Genomic DNA, 19,580 nt, shown 5'->3' on the forward strand with positions numbered 1-19,580 from the left:
CACATTAAGCTTAGCAATCTCTAAAAAAAGAGCTCGTTTTTTACATGATTAAAAATATTGATGGCCCCATCGGACTCCTATATTACAGATCAAACGAAAATTTATTATGAAGGCGATGGATTTTTGAACAGGAACCCGAATCCATTGGTATCATCCATCATCTAGCAGAAGAAAATAAGGGGAAAGCTTAAAGCGCCTTCCCCTCGTTTCTATGAATCTATGGCATGTACACCGTTTTAATATGTGAAAGCTTCAAAAACACATGATCCCCATTGGCTGTCGTTAATTCAACCAAGTTGTTTTCCGCTTTTTTAAGCATACCGATTTTCATCGGGTCCTCTCCCCCATCAAATACTACTAGCTTTCCTGCATTTTTCTTTAATTGGTCTTCCAAAGAACGCAGCATCGGCACATCTGAAGGGTTAACGGGAAAACTCTCTTTACTGAGTGTATAGGGTGTGGCATTTTGATTGTACGGAGTAAGCCATTTAAGGTGATGCAGCGAGACATACATCATTTTATATACAGGCGAGAAGAATGCAAAGTAATCATTGAAAACATTGGTGATATAGCCGTGTAAAGGAATGTGTCCAGCTACATGGACTTCTGAAAAAACCCCTTTTGCGTTAATTAGTGTTTTACGATAGGAAATCGACGCCATGTCTTCCATCATGGGGGACTCCATGGGAGTTTTAATCTCGTTATCTACCTCTGTACTCAGATTGAATCTATGGACGTGCAGCATAGGAAAATACAAAAACTGCTGTCCATTGAACAACACTAGAATATCCGTGCTCAGATCAGTTAGAATTCCTTTGAAAGTTTTTTTTCCTGAGATTTGGACATCAATCTGTTTACCCAGTAATGCAAAAGCATCACTCATTACTATCTCCTCCTAGGGGGTTATTCAGCTAAAAATCATTTGCACCCAATAAAATAATAAGAGCAGTGTCACCACTGTCGCTATTGGTATGACTATCAGGGATACACTTAAATAATCTTTCCACTTAATTTTCACTTTGTTTTGTTTCAGGATATGCATCCAGATAAGTGAGGCAAGAGTACCGATGGGCAATAATAATGATCCCATGTCACTACCGATTATATTAGCTAGATAGATAGTTTTTAATGTGATCGGATCCAGTCCCATTTCGGTTAAGGTAATGGTACCTATCATTAATGCTGGATGATTATTGAAGATGTTTGATAGCATCGAAACCAATCCTCCCATGACAAAGCTCGCACTCAGTAACCCTTGATTTACAATCGGTTCGCATATCTGTACGAGCATGGCTGTAAGGCCTACATTATGTAGACCATAAATGATCACATACATGGAGAATGCGAATATCAGGATGTGCCATGGGGTCTTTTTTAAAATATCGACAGGGTTTGTCCGTAAATGGTACCACCTCCAGATCAGTAAAGATAAAGAGCCAAGTACAGCAACCCACTCGATTGGAATGGAAAAATAAGAAGCTACAAAGAGTAAACAGCGCACCACGAACACATAGAGCAATACTTTCAACATGAATTTTGTGCGTTGCCTTTTTGTTTCAACCGTCATTTTCCCCTTTAAGGGGTGGAAATTCTTAGTGAAGAAACTTTCCTCTATGTCATAAGAAATATTCGGCAGTTTCTTGGGCAATTTTTTCTTGACCACTACGAACATCAACCATGACATGAAGACCAACCCCAAAGTTGCAGGTACAAACATCATGGCAGTATGCATATAAAGCGTCATGTGCACAATTTTCAAAGCGATTAAATTAACAATATTACTCACACCAATTGGCGCACTTGAAGCTGTTGCAATCAATGCTCCACTCAAAAGATACGGGATGGCTTCATGCGGTTTTAATCTGAGATTTTTCAAAAGCAAGATCAAGATGGGGGTCGTAATCATGATGCTGCCGTCGTTATTGAATAACAAGGTCATTAAAAAGCACAATAATTGAATATACCAATACAGACGATACCCCGATCCTCGGGCAAGGATCGCAAGTCTCGCAGCCGCCCAGTGAAAAAAGCCGAAACTTTCCAAGATGACTGCCATGACAATCGTTGCCATGATGGTGATCGATGCGCCCCCGATTTTATTGATGATATCCAAAATATCGCCTTGGGATACTGTGCCATTCAGTAAAATTATCACTGCACCGATTGAAGCTGGCCATGCTTCATTGATACCTCCTGGCCTCCACAATATAACTATCATTGTCATGACGAACACAAAAATAGTCATTCCTATTTCGAAATGCATGTTGTTCTCCCCTTTTTGGGCCTTGAGCCATTGGACCCTACTTGTCCGATTCCTATATATTATTCCCCTTTGTAAAAAAAGCATGGATACTTGACCAGCCCCTCTAAATTGTACTTTTGTACTTCTAGTGATTTTGTCCACTAAAGAGAGATGCCCAGTTCACAGAAATCAGGGTCAATGCAATACAACAAAAAAGGGGAAACCACTTAGTGGCCTCCCCTTTTCGCAACGCTTATGTTTTCCGTTCCTCTAATTCTTTATCTGGAATTCCCCAAGCGTATGCTCCAAATCATTTATTAACTGTGTTAGCTGCTGTGTATATTGAGCTAGTTCATTGGATGAAGCTGCTTGTTCCTCCATCGATGATGCAATTTCTTCTGATGAAGCAGTCGTTTGCTGAGATACGGCGGTGATTTCTTCTATTACTTTAATAACCGTTTCTTTCTGTTGATTGATGCTTTCAATTGATCGTGTTTCTTCCTGGATCGAATTGGATATTTTTCCGACGGAATCCTCCAGCTCTTTCATGGCTTCACTTACCGTGATCACGGCATTTTTCTGATCCTTGCTGATTTGATTCGTTTCATTGGTCGTCCTCAGCAATTCCTCTGTATCTGACAGAATGCTTTGGATGATGGCTTGAATGTTTTTTGTAGCTTCTTTTGAATCATCAGCCAAGCTCCTTACTTCATTCGCCACGACAGCAAATCCTTTGCCGGACTCACCTGCCCTTGCCGCTTCTATGGATGCATTCAAAGATAACAAATTGGTTTGTTCCGATATTTTCGAGATGGCATTCGTGACATCGGAAATGGTTTTTGATTTTTCCACAAGTCTTAAGCTCATGCTTGTGACTGCAGCAAAAGCCATTTCTAGCTTATTGTACGACGTTTCCAAACCACTTACCTGTTGTTTCCCTGACTCTATTTTTTCAGATGCAAGCTCCAATACGGTTTGGGTCTCCCTCGATTTTTTTGATAACCCATCGATTTCTCCACTAAGAACCTGGATCGTGCCCGCACCATGCTCCACTTGTTCAGATTGATTCGATGCTCCCGCTGCAATCTCTTCTATCGCGCGTGAAACATCAGTAATGGCCGCACTATTCTCAGCAGCTATTTGGCTTAAGCCGGCATTGGCCTTTGTCACCGATTCCGCATTTCCGTTTACCTTCTCAACCAATCCTCTTAATTTCCCCAGCATCGAGTTATAGCTTTTGCTTAAGTCCCCAATCTCATCATTGGATTTAATGGCAAATTCGGACACTAAATCCCCACTAGCTGTCTTTTCTATGATTTTTTGGAAGTCGGCCATGATCTTCGTTAACTTTCCTGCTAGATAAAGAGCACATGCCGTCCCGAATAGAAGACCTAAAACACCTGATATCACTACGATTCTATTAATGTCATCCAGCTTTGATTGTAGTATTTTTTCTGGAGTGAGCGCCAAAACCTTCCAGTTCACTTCAGGGACTGTACTCAATTCACCTGTATAATCTTCACCATCCAACGTCAAGGCCTGATTCGCCTTGACGTCCCCGTTATACATGTCGGCCACCCACTTGAACTCTGAATTGAATCGGTCAGAATCCGCCATGAAATCCTCCACACCTTCTTCCATGCCGCTTTTTTCAGGATTCATATTCTTCCCGTCCATACCCTGCATGAATGAACTCACGATAAAACCTTGTGAATCCAATATAACCAGATTGCTAGTAGACTCTTTTTCGATGGTTGTCCTCATTTTCCCGATTGTCGAAAGGTCGATGTCATAACCAAGGGCTCCTGCCATTTTCCCGTCCGATAAAACGGGCGTGACAACGGAAGTCATGATCATCCCTGAAACTCCATCTCTATACACATCCATCCATTTCGTTTCTGGTCTTTCAGTCAGCTGCGTATAAGTCTTAGTCTCCCTAGCATCCTGATTGAAATCCATTTGGGGCGAAGCATACAAGGAACCATCCGATCCATCCATATAATAAACGGAAATTAAATCCTCATTGTTCTTTTGAAAAGCCTCTAACGTTTTTTGGATATCCTTGATTGAATCACCATTCTTGATTTGATTGGAAACCAGCTGTGATAATTGCTCTAGCGAATTTTCATACGTGGACATGCTCAAATTGATTTGGGCTGCCGCATTTTGGGCCGAGCTTTTGTTGATGGATATACTATCTTCTTTAAAAATGGAGGTCACTTTTACCCCCATTATCGAAACGGATACGACTATAGCGAGAAAAACGGATGTACATATAAATAATAACCATTTTATCCGGAGTGATATCCTCCTCTTCACTTTTTCTTTCTTTTCAATCGATGAACTTCTCATTAATAATTTCCCCTTTTTATTTGACCTGCAAATGCTCTCGCTTACCTGTGTGAAAACAAAGATTCAATTTATGCTCAAAATGGATCCTTCCTTATTTACGATCACTTACTTTATTTTTCCACATAAACATACTATATACCTAATTAAACCTTGTCAATTGCCAATTAAGGATAAATACGTAGGCATAAAGAACTTATCGCATTTTCAAATTCAAAAAACCCTTGGATTACATATAATCCAAGGGTTTCACATGGGAAAATTAGGTCAGCAGTAAAAAGAGATTTAGCGTAATGCTGCGGCTAAGCTTTCTCCGAATTCTTTTGCACCATCCGGACCATCACCTGTAATGATATCATCATGCGCAACGACATGCTGTTTTGCATATTCAACGGAATTGGCTTTCAATTCGTCAATTTGAACATCAACTGGGTAACAAGCAGCTTTGCGGCCAGAAAGTAAACCCGTTTTCGCTACAGTTACAGAACCTGCACAAATTCCCGATACAAGAACTTTTTGTTCATGTGCTTGTTTCAAAAAGCTTTGCAATTCTTGATTGCCCCATAGGTGATCATTCGTGCCCGATCCCCCAATTACAGCAACTGCATCATAATCACTTGCTGATACATCAGAAAAGATCACCTCTGCCAACGCCTTGCCTAGATAGTCTCCAGTTATTTCACCTGTTTTCGTACTTGCTACCGTCACTGCCACTCCTGTATTTTCCAAAACTTCTTTCGGCTGAAATAATTCATCTTCATTAAAACGTTCCGGTGGTATAATTAGTAATGCTTTTTTACTCATATATTTTGCCTCCTGAATTGAATTGTCTGATGACTACTCAAATTGTAACGCTGGAAATCAGCGCTGTGAAGAATGCACTTTTTTGTGCGGAGGTTACCTAAAGGTTACTGGTAAAATTAAAAAGGAGCTAATGTCCATGTCAGAAACATTAAGAGATGAAATCAAAGAAAAGATCTTAAACGGCTATTATAACTGCGAAAAAGAACTTACGTTATCCATATTCAGCGGCAAATGGAAAATCGTCATTCTATGGCATTTAGGTGTAGAAGGCCCACACCGATTCAGTGATCTCCAAAGGCTTTTCCCAAAAATATCCCATAAGATCTTAACGAATCAATTACGTGAACTTATGGAAGACGGCGTCGTCCATCGGGAGGTATATCCCGAGATCCCTCCAAAAGTCGAATATTCCATGACTGACCTTGGAATGACCTTGCTGCCAATCGTTGAAATGATGTATGAGTGGGGGAAAAACAGGATGAATGAAATTAAACAAGAAATGCACGTCAGTGAAAATGATGTGAATAAATAATGCATTCGTGACCCGAAAAACAAAGCCCATTGTAAAATGTGAACGTTGCCTCCAGGCACTCGCTTTCCGCGGGCGGTCCGAGAGCCTCCTCGGCGCTCGCCTGCGGGGTCTCCCTTGGCCACGCTTTTCCCGCAGGAGTCTCGTACCTTACGTTCCAATCAACTGGAACTTCTTTTTTAAGAAACATTGTAGGGAAACTGGCTCTTCTTCTCCAATTCGTCTACAGTCCGGCGGTTCCATCAATTTTTCGGCAAAAGGAAGTTTCGAATTGCTCTCGCCCGAACCAAGATTTTAAAAGTAAACTAGTTTATTCTTCATGTTTTTTTACTGAAACCCTTAATGGATGGAAGAAATTTGCGACACTCCTGCCGAATTACTGGCTAGACGAGACACCGCAGACGCTTGCGTCGAGGAGGCTTGGCAGACAGTCGGCGGAAAGGGAGCGGATTTCTGAAATCAACTGGAACATTTTTTAAATAAAAAACTAGACCGACATTAGAATCTCGGTCTAGTGAATTCGAAGCTGATTCTTTTCATGAAAAGGAAAGGTGAACTCATTTTACTTTTTACCCGGCTTGGTGAATTGCTGACCAATTGCACCTATTATTAAAATGATGATCGAAATGAGACTGTAGTCCTTAAAAAAGGTCGTAAATGGAATTTCCAGAAATAAAAACGCCATCGTAAGCAGTCGTCCTATAAGTAGAATCATTCCGATAACTACCATCCAATTAAATACTTTTCCCAAAAAATCCATCTTTTCCTCCTTAGCCAATCTAATGATGACTTTCATGGAGTTACAGGATAAATAACTGGAGTGCTGCCTAATATCCCATACCCTTCTGGCTCCAGATTTTCATCTCACATGGCATTCCGTGTACCATTACTCGGGGGCATCTTTCGAGATTGGTTTTCCGGCTTCGATCAACACTTTGCTGCCCAGCAGGAAAAAACCTTGAATGAACAGCAATAAACCAGTTCCTATAAGTAGCCATTCAATTTTAATGATGTCGGATATCGGTCCGAATACTAGCATTCCCAGGGGCATCATCGAAGTCGAAATCATCCCTAAAACACCAAATACCCTCCCAAGAAGATCACCCTCGATTTTCTCCTGTAACAAGACCATGGACGGCGTATTAAAGATGGGCATCGCCAATCCGACTACTCCCATGATGATCAAGTAAATCCAAAAAACGGGGATGATTCCAAGAGCGAAAGTACAGGCCCCAATTATTAGGCTCGCAAGTGTCATCGTATGGATCTTGTTTTTAAAGCCTCCCCACGAAGCCATGAAAAGCCCGCCTAGCATCATTCCGATGGCAAAAGTGATTTCTATCGCAGTCAACCGCCAAACATCATTCCCGAAAGAGCGTGTGACCTGAAGCGGTGTAAGAAATGCAACAGGTGCGGCAAGCACGAAGAAAAATGCGAAAAATATAAAGAACTTCTTAAGAAAGTCGTGATTCCTGATATAACTGAATCCTTCTTTCAAATCGGTGAAATAGCTGGTTGTTTGCTTTTGTAATGCCTTCGCATGTGCTGGAATTTTCAAAAATGCCAGCAAAGTGAAGATGGCAATTGCAGCTGTAATCACATCAATGAAGAAAATGGTTTCGATTGAAGCCATCGTAAGCAGCGCGCCGCTCACCATGGGGGAAACGAGCATCACCAGCGCTTGAATGCTTCCATTTGTCCCATTCACCTTCGTAAGCTTATCCTCTGGCACAAGCTGGGGAAGAATGGCCCCGACTGCAGGAGTCTGGATTCCAGTTCCTATCGCCCTGACAGCGGACATGACGAAAAGCAGCCAAAGCTCATCGTAGCCGATTAAAAACAAGATGGCCAATATCAGCGTTGAAATGGCAATCAATGAATCCGAAAGAATGATCAGCATCTTCCGATTATAGCGGTCTGCCCATACCCCCGCGATTGGGGACAGTATAAAGGTAGGCACGAAACCACAAACGATGGATATCGTCATCATGACACCCGACTGTGTATTCAACGTGATATACCACATAATGGCATACTGAACCAAGGACGAACCAAAGAGGGATATGGTCTGACTGCCTAGAAAAAGAGTGATATTCTTTTTCCAATTGTCCTTTACTTGTTCATTTAATGATTTCATCTCTTAAACACCTCATTCTATTTTCAATATTTTTTTCTTAATGCCCTAAAAAAAACACAGGCTATCTGCCTGTGTTTAGAGTAAATGGATCAGAACCTATCTAAAGAAACCTGATAGGATGATTATTTTCACGATAAAAAATAATCTTCCCGCTGGCCTTCGGTTTGGTCAATACAATGGGGAATCCACCACTTTACACTATGACCTCCTTGGATAGGTAAAGTATTTCTCCCGTTAATAATTCTTCTATTTTAAAGTCAACTGGAAAAGCGTAACCCTTTGATCACAAAGGTTAACGCGGCTTCAGCTGGACACAAAAAAAGAGGTTGAAATCGTCTCTTTTTTCACAAAAGCGTAAAATGAAGGTTTCCTTAAAAATAGACAGACCATTCCCATTTACCCTGCGGACATGCAGAGCCCTTGAACGTATTCAATTAACGGTTCAAAGATTGGAAACGCAGTCTGATAAATGTCACAAGGAAAACCTCCATTTCTTAAAAGTTAAAGTCATCTTAACATGGAGCCAACTGGAATATCAATAAAAAACATCCTTCATGGCAGAAGCGTCACTTCGGTTTTGGCCGAAATTCACTTTTCCGCTTCCTTATGTATCCACCTGCATGTCACACATTCCATTCATCCTTCAATTCGTTTGACGGCGGCCATATATTCCTTATGCCTTTTTTCCCATTCATCCATCGGGAAGTCCTGATGATTACCATCAAGTAAATCACTAAACATATCAAGGCATATATGCCAGCCTGCCAAATCCTTTGATGTATGATCATTAACTGGCGTGATGGATTCTTTCAATACTAATGAACATCCATCCTTTTCAGGGGATACCTGGAAACGAACCCAGCCGTCCCCCCATTCAAAATCTAAAACGGCAGATTCTTGGAAGTCCCTGATCTTCATATCAAAAGATTTCCCTGACCCATCATTGAAATTGAATTTTATGGTCCCGTCTTTTCGAAGGTCCTTCATCTCCAGGTTGGACATCCACTTTTCAACCTTATCATTCTCCGTTAAAGCACCCCATACCTTTTCAACCGAATGATTGAGCAGGCGATCGAATCTTGCGATAATCCCATTACCTTCTTTTTCGATGACAGCTTGCACTTGGATTCACCCCTTTTAATTCGTTACCCAATCTTATTTTTATAATAAAAAATGGTCGGATGTAATTCACCATTTGCAGATTTCGCATAATCAGGAATCCTGCCTGCCTGAATATATCCCAATGATGTATACAGGGAGTTAGAAGGATCTCCTTCCCTTGTATCCAGGAACAATAATGTCCGTCCCTCTTGCTTGACCCTTTTCTCAGCCTCTAACATGAGTGAACGTCCTATTCCATTTCGTCTATAACCAGTATGCGTCATTAATTTTGCGATTTCCGCTCGATGGCCGCCGTTCCGCTTTGAACATAAATGCAACTGTACACTCCCGACTATCTTACCCTGTAACTTAGCGACAAACAGAATCACATCAGGATTTATGGCACTACTCCAATAATCAATCGCCTCAGACCGTTTCATGGGAGGTAAAAAACCTATGGATGCGCCATCATCCACAACCTGCACCAAAAGGTCGGAAAGTTCATTAAGATGGTATTCGATTGATGTTATTTCTTCGATTTTCACATCGGCGTTCACAGTAATCACACCTTTCTCAGTCATATTCACCATCCCTGGCGCTTTGATAAAGAAGTAATATGAGCCAGATGATGGCGTCCGTGCCATGCATAAATGCCTATATTTTCACCGACAGTTACCTCTCCTGAATCGGGATGGATGAATGTTCGGCTCATGTCGTCTGCATGAAGACCCGATAAAAGTTTGCCCATGCGGATATGTACAGCTTCGATTAGTGATAGAGAAATTTCAATCGGCAAATCATAATCAGGCAGCTCTGCCCATTGCCCCTCTTCGTATGGTTTAATGACCGGACTTTCTTCCGTAAGGGCCAATTTGAAGCGAATATACGCATTCATATGACTATCAGCAACATGATGCACCACTTGGCTTACCGTCCATCCTCCAGGACGATAAGCCGTATCAAGCTGTTCATCATCCATGTTACCTACTGCATCCTGCAGCATCCGAGGCAAAGCATTAATCTCGTTGAGCCACCCCTCGGCTACACCACTAGTAATCTCCCCGTCAAACTGAAACTTTCCTATTGGGTATCTTAAATCCATCTTCATTCCCCCTAGATGTTCAATAAAAATAGCATCTATATATATTCTTCTTCGATTAAGACAAATCCTTTTTGCCGGCATACTTTGCTTTGTTCTCCTGCTCATCATTAACCAGAAGGAAATTTAATCCACATCATTAGCACGTATACTATTTCCAGATTTAGCAACCATAAACAAATGAATGGCATGTGCATCAATCCAATCTTTAAACAATGGAAATGGGGATAGGATCATTTTGAAGAAAATTAGTTCGATACAAACCCTTAGCATCTTCTTTTTATCAATCGGCCTTCTTAATCACGTTATTTTGATCCCTTTCCTCCTATCCACCGGCGGAAGGGATGCTTGGATTTTTTCTATCATTATGATTGGGTTGATCCCGATTTGGGTCTACATATTATCGAGGATAATCAAGAATATGAATAATCAATCCCTGACGGATTGGCTTGAAAATAGATTTGGAAAACATATTAAAAATATCGCCTTATTCTTTATAGTGATTTACCTGATCAGCCTTGTTTTGGCCACTACAAAGGAAACGATTGATTGGATCACGACAAGCTTTCTTTTTGAAACCCCAAGTTTAGCGATTATCATTCCGTTTACACTGCTATGTATCTTCCTTGCCCATTCTGGTATGCGCTCCATCGCAATTTGCTCTTCTGTATTATTGCCAATAGTCATCATTCTTGGCATATTCGTTGCGACCGGAAATATACCGACAAAAGACTACAGCCACCTCCTTCCCCTTTTCGAGAATGGCTATTTTCATGGCGTTAAGACCCTGCAATATTCTGGTTATGGTCTTGCAGAACTGATTTTAATCGCCTTTTTCCAGGAAAAGCTTTCTGATAAAATCAGTCGGAAAGTATTGGTTTTCATATGTCTCGGTTTAGTGTTTTTACTTCTCGGCCCATTAACAGCTGCACTCGCTGAATTCGGACCGACCTTAGCCGAAGCCATGAGGTACCCTGCCTATGAACAGTGGCGATTGCTGACTATTGGAAAATATATTGAACATACAGATTTCTTTTCGATTTATCAGTGGCTTGCTGGTGCCTATATCCGTGTTTCGCTGGCATTATTCTTAATAACGGAAGTCTTTAATAGGAAAACGGACAAAATGAAGGTCGGAATTCTTTTTGCTGTAGGCTTTCTTATGGTCGTCATCTCCATCGTACCATTCAGTAATTTCAAGTTTTTGCATGTAACCCAAACTTTTTATTACCCTGGTGCTTTTTATTTCCTATTACTTTTGTCCGCCTTTTTGTTTATCGGCACTTTCATTAGTTCGAAGGAGGGGAAAAAACATGAGAATGAAACGATCCAAAAATGAGCCACCCCTGCCTGAATTAAGGGAGGAGACATTTCGCGAGTTATTTAGTTCAAGTTCAGATATCAAGTTTGACACGATTTATATCGGAGAAACCGAAAGACCCATTCCTGTCCTTATTTTTTATTGCTCGGGTATGGCCGATATCAGCTTATTGAACGAGGGAATTTTGGAAAAGTTAAACAAGATGATGGAATTGGACGAGAGAATCGATGAAGAAGAAGCAATCAACAAGCTAAAACCCTTGATAGATCTGACGAAAGTAACCATTGATAGCGAATTCAATAACGTCCAACAGCTGATTTTCTCTGGGTATGCCTTATTATTCATACCATCAACCCAAGCTTTATTTTCAATAAATTTGTCCAATGTTCCGAACCGGCAGCCTGAGGAGTCTTCCTTTGAGGTCTCGGTAAGGGGGCCAAGAGATGGATTTGTCGAAGATTTATCCATGAATACAGCTTTAATCAGAAAGCGGCTAAAAACCAAATCGCTTGCCTATGAAGACTTTATCGTTGGCAGGCGCAGTCAAACGAAAGTCGCACTAATGTACATGGATGACATCATCAATAAAGAACTTGTTAAAAATGTAAGGTCGAAAATCAACTCCCTTGATATTGATATTTTGGTGAGCAGCCAACAATTGGAGGAATTGATCACTAACAGTAAATATAGTATATTTCCACTCACTCATTATACGAGTCGCCCTGATTTTGTAGTCGAAGCACTCAATCAAGGAAGATTCATTCTAATCGTGGACGGCATGCCAACGATAATCGTGGCCCCTTCTACCTTACTATTGCAAATAAAAACCGCAGAAGATTCGAATCTTCCTTTTCTATTTGTAAGCCTTGAGCGACTTCTTCGCTTTATGGGGCTTGGCATTACCGTTTTATTGCCGGGGTTTTGGATATCCATTTCCGCTTTCAATATTGAACAGGTGCCGTTCCCGTTACTAGCCACGATTACCCTTTCAAGGCTGGGACTTCCCTTATCTGCCACGATGGAATTCATACTCATGCTCATTTTATTTGAATTATTCCGTGAATCCGGAGTCAGGTTACCTAAAGCGGTTGGGCAGACAGTTGCCGTTGTAGGAGGACTAATTGTCGGTGATGCGGCGATAAGGGCAGGACTGACCTCACAAACCATGCTTGTGGTCACTGCCGTAACCTCTGTTGCATCTTATACACTTGTAAACCAGTCTTTAACAGGTGCCGTTACCGTTCTGCGAATGTTTGTGCTGTTACTAAGCTGTATTTATGGAATCTACGGCTTGATAATCGGTTTCCTTTCCATTATCACTTTACTATCCAGGCTTGATTCATTCGGGGTTTCATATATTGGCGGAATGAACCCGCTTAGGTTCACAAAAATACTGGATTCATTCATAAAGAGGCCATGGAATTCCATTAGTAAGCGATCTTTGGCAGCTGATGATAAGACGAGAAAGGGGCAGTAAGGCATGTTCCGCATCTGTAAAATTTGGTTGACCCTACATTTAATCCTATTACTTTCAGGCTGTTGGGATGAAAAAACGATCCAGGACTTTCATTATATAACGGCCATCGGGATAGACTTCAAAGATGGGGAATACATTGTTTATACGCAACTTGTAGACTTCGCTGCGGTAGCTAAAACGGAGGCAAAGCCGACGCAAGCACCTCCAGTATACGTAGGGAAACAAAAAGGACGGTCCATTTCGATCGCCATTAATAAACTAATGCGCAATACTCAACAGTCTCTCTATATAGGACATGTATCCACATTTGTAATCAGTGAAAATGTTTTGAATCGGCAAAGCGCAGAAATAGTGGATTATATATACAGAAACCAATTACTCAGATACTCAGCCAATATCTTTGCCACAAAAAGTTCCATGGAACAGCTTTTCTCCATTAACGGTTTTTTTAATTTGTCACCTTTATACACGACTTTATATTTTCCGGATGATGTATACCGGATTAGATCATTCATCCAACCCATTACGGTCCAAAGGTATTATTCTATCCAGCGGGAAAAAGCATATACAACCATTTTACCCTCCATTTCCTGGAACGATAAAGTTTGGAAGGAAAAAGATAAAAATCGAAAAAGCCTCTATATGGATGGTGCATTTGTCATTTACTATAAAGTGACCCAGCCCTGGTTCTCTGAAAAGGAACTGAGCGGTGTACGCTGGCTCACTAAAAGGACCAACAAAACTCCAGTGAACATTACAATGAATAAGCAAGACATCTATGCCTCATTCTCCCATCCGGATCATAAAGTAAAACCTGTTCTCAAGGATGGAAAGTACAAATTCGATATTGAAATTGACGTATCCGGCAAAATACTGGGGCTTGATACCCAAATCGATATCGAGAAAATAAAACGCAAATTCGAAAGCCAAATAAAAAAAGAAATCCAAACAACGTTTAATACAGGGCTCCAAAAGAACGCAGACCCTTTAAACTTTGGCAAAATCCTTTATATCAAAGAAACAAAATACTGGCAAAAGAATCATATAAAAGAGCCTAAGGATTATTTAGATAAGGATTCAATACATGATATAAACGTAAAGGTACATATCCTTAACACAGGCGGATTAGAAGCTAAACCACTGCGGTAATGAAGGTTTGGCTTGTGATTTTAAGGGCCAATTCCTGTAATGCATCATTCACGAGTAAATCGGCTAAACTCACGAGTAATTTGCCCAAACTCACGAGTATTTGCTCTAAACTCACGAGTATTTTGCCCAAACTCACGAGTATTTGCTCTAAACTCACGAGTATTTTGCCCAAACTTACGAGTATTTGCTCTAAACTCACGAGTAACGCTTATATCTCGTGAGTTTAACTGATCAACTTGGGTTTAAAAGCCCTCTACATGATGAAAAAAATCAGGATGGTGGCTTTTTGAGCTCCATCCTGATTTTCGGCCGGAAAATGAGTTCCAGAATTTGTCGAAAAGCATAATTAAATGGTAAATTTAGAGTATTCTAAAATTGGAGGTCCATTTATGAGCATACAAAAGGCTACATTACATGAGCTGGAATCACTGACGGAACTTTTTGATTTATACAGAGTGTTTTATGAGCAAACCTCTGATCCTGGTCGTGCAAGCGAGTTTTTAAGAGAAAGGCTGACAAAAGGGGAGTCTGTGGTTTTTATGGCCTTTGATGAAGGAAATCCAATTGGTTTTGTACAATTATATCCTTCTTTTTCATCTGTCAGTATGATGCGGTCATGGGTATTGAATGATTTATTCGTGAGGGAGTCCGCCCGCAAAAAGGGATTTGGCGAGGAGTTATTGAACGCGGCCATCACTTTTGCACGGGAAACAGGTGCCAAAGGGGTTTCACTGGAGACAGGTAAGGATAATGTTAAAGCACAGAAGCTTTATGAAAAAATTGGTTTCGTCCGTGAATCGAATCATTTTTATTATTTCACCATTTAATATAAAAAAGTGTAGGGAAAACCTCCCTACACTTGGATGCTATTTATCTAGCATATTAATTATTTAGCAGTTTCCATGCTGGCTTGAATTTCTTTAATTAGAAGTTCGGCACCTTCAGGGCTAAGTATTAATTTACCGTCAACAAGTTTCATATTGTCATCGGAAACTTCACCTGTAACCTGACAAGTCATATTTGGTTTATATTTTTGAAGGATGATGCGCTCTTGTTCTACATAAATCTCCAGAGCGTCTTTCTCATTAATTCCTAATGTTCGACGTAGTTCAATTGGAATGACTACCCGTCCTAATTCGTCAACTTTACGTACAATACCTGTAGATTTCATTTAATTTACCCCACTAACTTTCTTGCGAATGTTGCATCTATATATTTCGTCACCATTCGACATTATTTGCACTTCTATAAAGATACCACTACCTACCATATTCGTCAATTCTCGTATCTTCGTATATTATCTGCATCTATATGATTTTTATATAAATTATTAGTAATCCCTTCAAAACAAGCGTCATAACAACGTTTTTCGCTTGCAAAGTTGGTACATTTTGTTAATTAAAACATTAAAATGGAAACATCTTCATTTAATTCCAACAAGCATTCTTTCATTCCATGTCGAATCATAAGAGAATGAATTTCGCTAGCCTAAAAGAATCCTGTTGATTTTCTTTTGCTTTTGAAGGACAATTTAAATTGATCGCTTATAATATTGCGAAAATTGACACAGTAGATATTTCTGATAAATCTTCCAGAAAGCCGAAACGATTGCCATCCTTCCAGAGTCTTACTGACTCATAAAACAGATTGAGGTGAGTCAATTGCGTCCGATTATATTAGGTATTTGTTCTGCTTTCTTTTTTGCATTTACGTTTGTTTTGAATCAGGCCATGGAGTTGTCTGGCGGCAGTTGGATATGGAGTGCTTCGCTGCGTTATTTCTTTATGGTGCCTTTTCTGTTTTGTATCGTATTAAGCAGAAAAAATCTGCGTCCCCTTTTACGAGTGATGAGAGAAAAACCAGGTCCTTGGCTGCTTTGGAGTTTTGTCGGTTTTGGGTTATTTTATGCTCCTTTATGCTTTGCATCCGCCTACTCACCTGGATGGCTAATCGCCGGCACTTGGCAAATCACGATCATTTCGGGTGCGCTGCTTGCGCCGCTGTTTTTTGAAAATGTCCAAACGAAAGATGGGCTCGAAAGGCAAAGAGGAAAGATTTCTGTGAAAGGTCTCCTCATGTCCATGATCATCCTGCTAGGAATCATCCTGATGCAGCTGGAACATACCAAGCACATTTCAATGGCCGATCTTTGGTTGGGAGTGATACCAATCGTCATCGCCTCGTTTGCATATCCATTGGGAAATCGCAAAATGATGGAAGTATCCGAAGGACGTTTGGATGCTTACCAGCGTGTATTGGGAATGACTTTGGCGAGTCTGCCATTCTGGTTCCTGCTTTCATTGTACGGTTTCTTTACAGTAGGGGCGCCGACGAAGATGCAGAGTTTCCAATCCCTTTTGGTCGCACTATTTTCAGGTGTCATTGCCACGGTCCTTTTTTTCAAAGCGACCGATTTGGTAAGTGGAAATATGCAGAAATTAGCTTCAGTCGAAGCTACACAATCGATGGAGGTCCTTTTTGCCCTAGCTGGCGAATTGCTATTCCTATCTTTACCTATCCCTTCTCCGTTATCGTGGTTCGGTATCTTTATCGTCATCATGGGAATGATCCTGCATAGCTATGTATCACATAAAAAAGAAGGTTCATCCCGGAAACGGACAGTGAGTGCCTAAATAGCAAGTCAAAAAAGCCCCGGATAAATATTTCGGGGCTTTTTCGACCTGAAAACAGAAACTGACTACGTTCTTTTTTTCCATTGACAGGTCATGATAAATTGATGATTTTTTAAAGTGGCAAAAAGCTCACCATCCATTTTTATCATTAAACTTTGCGCAATGGATAACCCTAGTCCCGTTCCTTTTTTATTTCTTGCTGTATCTCCTGTATAAAACCTATCAAAGATTCTCTCAACATCTTGTTCTGTCATTACATCTGTTTTATTACGAATAGTAAAGACAATGGAGGATGATTCTTCCTTTAATGATAACTCTACCGCACCACTTGCATGCTTAAGAACATTACTCACTAAATTTTCAACAACTCTTTTTACTGCCGATGGATCTCCATATAACATGATCTCTTCATCTGGCATGTCGATATCCACATGTAACCGTAGCTCATGAAATGCATCATAATAGTTCATGAGCACTTCCCAAATACTCTGATTGAGCTGGAATGTTTGAAACTGCAGCTCATAGTCCATGGATTCCACAATAGATAATTCAAAAAATTCATTGAGCAAATCTTGTAATCTTTTCGTTCGCCTTTTGACAATTCCAATATACTCTGCTCGTTCTTCTAAAGTTAAGTGCTTATCTTCCAACAGCTGGATATAACCTAAAATGGAAGTTAGTGGCGTTCGCAGATCATGCGACATATTGGCAATTGCCTGCTTCAATGTCTCTTCCGTTCGCTTTTGTTCCACCTTCATCTCCATCATGGAATCAAAATAGCCATTGATTTCGACTGCCAGTTTTTCGATATCCCGATCAAAATATTTAATATCCAATTTCTTTTCTGTATATCGATAACGATAAGCTTGGAGCTGTTTCGTCATTCTTTTCATTTCTCGCTTCATGAAAAAAAATCGGAAGAGAAAAACGATCGCTATGAACATACATAGTACTGTTAAATGAATCATTTGCCTCCCCCTTTTTTCTTACTTGATTTCTTTGCGGGAAAATACAATGCAGCATCCTATTGCACATACGGCAAAAGTTAAAATTGGAACAATAATCATCGTAAATAACTCTGTTTGTTCAAGTATGGCCGCAGGAATATCTTTTATTAATTTAATGATGCTATGATCATATATCGTTTGAATTATGGGGGAGTTTTTCGAAAATATAGAAAATGCAACCTCCAATCCGAAAGTGAACACAAATAAAAACGAAATGGTCTTTCCACTATCTGTAAAGATGAGTCCTATGAGTGTCATAAAAGAAGCAAATGCCGCCCCATACAAAGCAAGTAACCCTAACATTGGAACAATACTTTCCACTACGGACATATTAGGGAATAAATGCGACCCTGATCCAAAAAATACAGTGGACACTATCCATAGGACAAGTGGGAATAAGATAGAAATGATGATTGCACCGATCGTGAAGACTGACAGTTTTGCAAGAACGATTTCGATTCGTTTATTTCCACCGGATATCAAATTTTTCATCACACCTGTTGAATAATCACTTGAAATAAAAAATCCAGCCAAAATACACGGGGCATATTTTATTACAAGTTCATTCTGATTAACAAACGCTATCACAACGTCTATTCCTTTCATCTCTCCACTAGTTCCCCTAATTAGCATCTCACTGGGAGCAAGAATTCCTATTAATATAATGGTTAATGCAATAGCCCAGAAGGAGCGATCATGTTTTAGCTTATACAATTCCGCTTTTATAAGATTATTCATGGTTGCCGCCCCCAATAAGCTTTGTAAAGTATTCTTCTAAATCTTCACCCATTGGCATAAACTGCTCAATCACTGCCCCATTCGCTGCTAATGTTGTAGAAACAAGGCCTGGTTCACCTACAAACTTATATAATTTGATGATTCCATCAGGCATTACTTCAAATTCTTTCGTACCTAATTCTTCTTCCAGCACTGCAACTCCCTGATGTGGCTTGTCTACTTTTATGTGTAAATAATGCTGACATTTTTCATGTAAATCTTTCGCTGTTAACTCCTCTAATAATTTCCCATCGTGAATGATCCCATAATGAGTTGCCAATAAATTTAATTCGCTTAAGATATGACTGGAAATAAGAATGGTAATTCCTTTCTCACGGTTTAACTTTAAAAGCAACTCACGGATTTCGATTACTCCCATTGGATCCAATCCGTTTATTGGTTCATCCAAAATAAGAAATTCAGGCTCTGACAACAACGCCATCGCCAGTCCTAATCTTTGTTTCATACCTAATGAAAAATTTCTCGTTTTTTTCTTTCCTGTATGTTGCAGTCCTACAAGTGCTAACGTCTTTTCAATGCATTCTTTTCCGGGAATGCCTCTTTGCACTCGATGGACTTCAAGGTTTTGCTTAGCAGTCATATGCGGAAATAAAGCTGGCCCTTCAATAATAGTTCCGACTCTTTTTCTTGCCTCAATCAATTTTTTTGGATCGATTTCCCCAAACAGTTCGATGCTTCCCTCACTTGCAAAGGCTAATCCTGCCACAAGTTTGATAAAGGTTGACTTCCCTGCTCCATTTTGACCAATGAAGCCATAAATGGCACCTTTTTTGATAGAAAGATTCACGTTATTTAATGCAGTTGTATGTTTATATTTTTTTGATAAACCGGATGTCCTTAATATATATTCACTCATTTTTTCCCTCCCTTATCTGTGATTCATCATAAAATGAAAATCATAAGGGATCATAAAGAAAACCTTAAGAAAACCTTA

The 19,580-nt window shown here is 40.1% G+C and carries 20 protein-coding genes; 6 read left to right on the top strand and 14 right to left on the bottom strand.

Annotation, left to right across the window (positions count from 1 at the left end):
• Positions 1-217: 217 nt before the first annotated feature.
• The 4 genes from ABOA58_RS20780 to ABOA58_RS20795 form a co-directional block, all read right to left on the bottom strand.
• A complete protein-coding gene (locus tag ABOA58_RS20780; RefSeq protein WP_350299818.1) occupies positions 218-883 on the bottom strand; it encodes a DUF2642 domain-containing protein in 666 nt (221 codons plus the stop codon).
• A gap of 24 nt (positions 884-907) precedes the next feature.
• Entirely contained in the window at positions 908-2,263 is a 1,356-nt protein-coding gene (locus ABOA58_RS20785) for an arsenic transporter (RefSeq protein WP_350299819.1), read from the bottom strand.
• A gap of 249 nt (positions 2,264-2,512) precedes the next feature.
• On the bottom strand, positions 2,513-4,594 hold the full coding sequence (locus ABOA58_RS20790; RefSeq protein ID WP_350299820.1) for a methyl-accepting chemotaxis protein: 2,082 nt from the start codon (positions 4,592-4,594) through the stop codon (positions 2,513-2,515).
• 282 nt (positions 4,595-4,876) lie between these two features.
• The gene (locus ABOA58_RS20795; protein ID WP_350299821.1) at positions 4,877-5,395 is read right to left on the bottom strand and encodes a DJ-1/PfpI family protein; all 519 of its coding nucleotides are present in this window, start codon (positions 5,393-5,395) and stop codon (positions 4,877-4,879) included.
• A 136-nt stretch (positions 5,396-5,531) separates the two neighbouring features.
• Here ABOA58_RS20795 and ABOA58_RS20800 point away from each other — a divergent pair, with 136 nt between their 5' ends.
• Entirely contained in the window at positions 5,532-5,927 is a 396-nt protein-coding gene (locus ABOA58_RS20800; protein WP_350299822.1) for a winged helix-turn-helix transcriptional regulator, read from the top strand.
• A 559-nt stretch (positions 5,928-6,486) separates the two neighbouring features.
• Here ABOA58_RS20800 and ABOA58_RS20805 read toward each other — a convergent pair.
• The 5 genes from ABOA58_RS20805 to ABOA58_RS20825 all read right to left on the bottom strand — a co-directional run bounded on the left by ABOA58_RS20805 (position 6,487) and on the right by ABOA58_RS20825 (position 10,264).
• Positions 6,487-6,684 (bottom strand): hypothetical protein, encoded by a 198-nt coding sequence (locus tag ABOA58_RS20805; protein ID WP_350299823.1) that lies wholly within the window; start codon positions 6,682-6,684, stop codon positions 6,487-6,489.
• Positions 6,685-6,810: 126 nt separating this feature from the next.
• Positions 6,811-8,061 (bottom strand): MFS transporter, encoded by a 1,251-nt coding sequence (locus ABOA58_RS20810; protein ID WP_350299824.1) that lies wholly within the window; start codon positions 8,059-8,061, stop codon positions 6,811-6,813.
• Positions 8,062-8,697: 636 nt separating this feature from the next.
• A complete protein-coding gene (locus tag ABOA58_RS20815; protein WP_350299825.1) occupies positions 8,698-9,183 on the bottom strand; it encodes an SRPBCC family protein in 486 nt (161 codons plus the stop codon).
• A 23-nt stretch (positions 9,184-9,206) separates the two neighbouring features.
• On the bottom strand, positions 9,207-9,743 hold the full coding sequence (locus tag ABOA58_RS20820) for a GNAT family N-acetyltransferase (RefSeq protein ID WP_350299826.1): 537 nt from the start codon (positions 9,741-9,743) through the stop codon (positions 9,207-9,209).
• 2 nt (positions 9,744-9,745) lie between these two features.
• Positions 9,746-10,264, bottom strand: a complete 519-nt coding sequence (locus tag ABOA58_RS20825; RefSeq protein ID WP_434547745.1) for a YfiT family bacillithiol transferase — start codon at positions 10,262-10,264, stop codon at positions 9,746-9,748.
• A gap of 181 nt (positions 10,265-10,445) precedes the next feature.
• On the opposite strand from ABOA58_RS20825, the gene ABOA58_RS20830 reads away from it, so the two are divergent.
• The 3 genes from ABOA58_RS20830 to ABOA58_RS20840 are packed head-to-tail and all read left to right on the top strand — an operon-like array spanning position 10,446 to position 14,208.
• Positions 10,446-11,600, top strand: coding sequence for a GerAB/ArcD/ProY family transporter (locus tag ABOA58_RS20830; RefSeq protein ID WP_350299828.1), 1,155 nt, complete (start codon positions 10,446-10,448; stop codon positions 11,598-11,600).
• Complete coding sequence (locus ABOA58_RS20835; RefSeq protein ID WP_350299829.1) at positions 11,575-13,059, top strand: spore germination protein; 1,485 nt, start codon at positions 11,575-11,577, stop codon at positions 13,057-13,059. The genes ABOA58_RS20830 and ABOA58_RS20835 overlap by 26 nt, the downstream gene beginning before the upstream one ends.
• 3 nt (positions 13,060-13,062) lie before the next feature.
• On the top strand, positions 13,063-14,208 hold the full coding sequence (locus tag ABOA58_RS20840) for a Ger(x)C family spore germination protein (protein ID WP_350299830.1): 1,146 nt from the start codon (positions 13,063-13,065) through the stop codon (positions 14,206-14,208).
• Here the strand turns inward: ABOA58_RS20840 and ABOA58_RS20845 are convergent.
• Positions 14,192-14,344 (bottom strand): hypothetical protein, encoded by a 153-nt coding sequence (locus ABOA58_RS20845; RefSeq protein ID WP_350299831.1) that lies wholly within the window; start codon positions 14,342-14,344, stop codon positions 14,192-14,194. The genes ABOA58_RS20840 and ABOA58_RS20845 overlap by 17 nt on opposite strands.
• Before the next feature lie 253 nt (positions 14,345-14,597).
• Here ABOA58_RS20845 and ABOA58_RS20850 point away from each other — a divergent pair, with 253 nt between their 5' ends.
• The gene (locus ABOA58_RS20850) at positions 14,598-15,035 is read left to right on the top strand and encodes a GNAT family N-acetyltransferase (RefSeq protein ID WP_350299832.1); all 438 of its coding nucleotides are present in this window, start codon (positions 14,598-14,600) and stop codon (positions 15,033-15,035) included.
• 59 nt (positions 15,036-15,094) lie between these two features.
• On the opposite strand, the gene ABOA58_RS20855 is transcribed toward ABOA58_RS20850, so the two are convergent.
• Positions 15,095-15,379 (bottom strand): AbrB/MazE/SpoVT family DNA-binding domain-containing protein, encoded by a 285-nt coding sequence (locus ABOA58_RS20855; protein ID WP_350299833.1) that lies wholly within the window; start codon positions 15,377-15,379, stop codon positions 15,095-15,097.
• 490 nt (positions 15,380-15,869) lie between these two features.
• On the opposite strand from ABOA58_RS20855, the gene ABOA58_RS20860 reads away from it, so the two are divergent.
• A complete protein-coding gene (locus ABOA58_RS20860) occupies positions 15,870-16,841 on the top strand; it encodes a DMT family transporter (RefSeq protein ID WP_350299834.1) in 972 nt (323 codons plus the stop codon).
• A 65-nt stretch (positions 16,842-16,906) separates the two neighbouring features.
• Here ABOA58_RS20860 and ABOA58_RS20865 read toward each other — a convergent pair whose 3' ends face one another.
• The 3 genes from ABOA58_RS20865 to ABOA58_RS20875 are packed head-to-tail and all read right to left on the bottom strand — an operon-like array spanning position 16,907 to position 19,502.
• A complete protein-coding gene (locus tag ABOA58_RS20865; RefSeq protein WP_350299835.1) occupies positions 16,907-17,809 on the bottom strand; it encodes a sensor histidine kinase in 903 nt (300 codons plus the stop codon).
• A gap of 18 nt (positions 17,810-17,827) precedes the next feature.
• The gene (locus tag ABOA58_RS20870) at positions 17,828-18,586 is read right to left on the bottom strand and encodes an ABC transporter permease (RefSeq protein ID WP_350299836.1); all 759 of its coding nucleotides are present in this window, start codon (positions 18,584-18,586) and stop codon (positions 17,828-17,830) included.
• Positions 18,579-19,502: an ABC transporter ATP-binding protein gene (locus ABOA58_RS20875; protein ID WP_350299837.1), complete on the bottom strand. Its 924-nt coding sequence runs from the start codon at positions 19,500-19,502 to the stop codon at positions 18,579-18,581. The genes ABOA58_RS20870 and ABOA58_RS20875 overlap by 8 nt, the downstream gene beginning before the upstream one ends.
• Positions 19,503-19,580 lie beyond the last annotated feature (78 nt).

It is taken from the genome of Peribacillus frigoritolerans (assembly GCF_040250305.1).
In the GTDB taxonomy this organism is placed as follows: domain Bacteria; phylum Bacillota; class Bacilli; order Bacillales; family DSM-1321; genus Peribacillus.

Bases quoted from the DNA above. Each gene is read 5' to 3' on its own strand.
- ABOA58_RS20780 (WP_350299818.1), bottom strand. From the start codon at position 883: ATGAGTGATGCTTTTGCATTACTGGGTAAACAGATTGATGTCCAAATC.
- ABOA58_RS20785 (WP_350299819.1), bottom strand. From the start codon at position 2,263: ATGCATTTCGAAATAGGAATGACTATTTTTGTGTTCGTCATGACAATG.
- ABOA58_RS20790 (WP_350299820.1), bottom strand. From the start codon at position 4,594: ATGAGAAGTTCATCGATTGAAAAGAAAGAAAAAGTGAAGAGGAGGATA.
- ABOA58_RS20795 (WP_350299821.1), bottom strand. From the start codon at position 5,395: ATGAGTAAAAAAGCATTACTAATTATACCACCGGAACGTTTTAATGAA.
- ABOA58_RS20800 (WP_350299822.1), top strand. From the start codon at position 5,532: ATGTCAGAAACATTAAGAGATGAAATCAAAGAAAAGATCTTAAACGGC.
- ABOA58_RS20805 (WP_350299823.1), bottom strand. From the start codon at position 6,684: ATGGATTTTTTGGGAAAAGTATTTAATTGGATGGTAGTTATCGGAATG.
- ABOA58_RS20810 (WP_350299824.1), bottom strand. From the start codon at position 8,061: ATGAAATCATTAAATGAACAAGTAAAGGACAATTGGAAAAAGAATATC.
- ABOA58_RS20820 (WP_350299826.1), bottom strand. From the start codon at position 9,743: ATGACTGAGAAAGGTGTGATTACTGTGAACGCCGATGTGAAAATCGAA.
- ABOA58_RS20825 (WP_434547745.1), bottom strand. From the start codon at position 10,264: ATGGATTTAAGATACCCAATAGGAAAGTTTCAGTTTGACGGGGAGATT.
- ABOA58_RS20830 (WP_350299828.1), top strand. From the start codon at position 10,446: ATGGCATGTGCATCAATCCAATCTTTAAACAATGGAAATGGGGATAGG.
- ABOA58_RS20835 (WP_350299829.1), top strand. From the start codon at position 11,575: ATGAGAATGAAACGATCCAAAAATGAGCCACCCCTGCCTGAATTAAGG.
- ABOA58_RS20840 (WP_350299830.1), top strand. From the start codon at position 13,063: ATGTTCCGCATCTGTAAAATTTGGTTGACCCTACATTTAATCCTATTA.
- ABOA58_RS20850 (WP_350299832.1), top strand. From the start codon at position 14,598: ATGAGCATACAAAAGGCTACATTACATGAGCTGGAATCACTGACGGAA.
- ABOA58_RS20855 (WP_350299833.1), bottom strand. From the start codon at position 15,379: ATGAAATCTACAGGTATTGTACGTAAAGTTGACGAATTAGGACGGGTA.
- ABOA58_RS20865 (WP_350299835.1), bottom strand. From the start codon at position 17,809: ATGATTCATTTAACAGTACTATGTATGTTCATAGCGATCGTTTTTCTC.
- ABOA58_RS20870 (WP_350299836.1), bottom strand. From the start codon at position 18,586: ATGAATAATCTTATAAAAGCGGAATTGTATAAGCTAAAACATGATCGC.
- ABOA58_RS20875 (WP_350299837.1), bottom strand. From the start codon at position 19,502: ATGAGTGAATATATATTAAGGACATCCGGTTTATCAAAAAAATATAAA.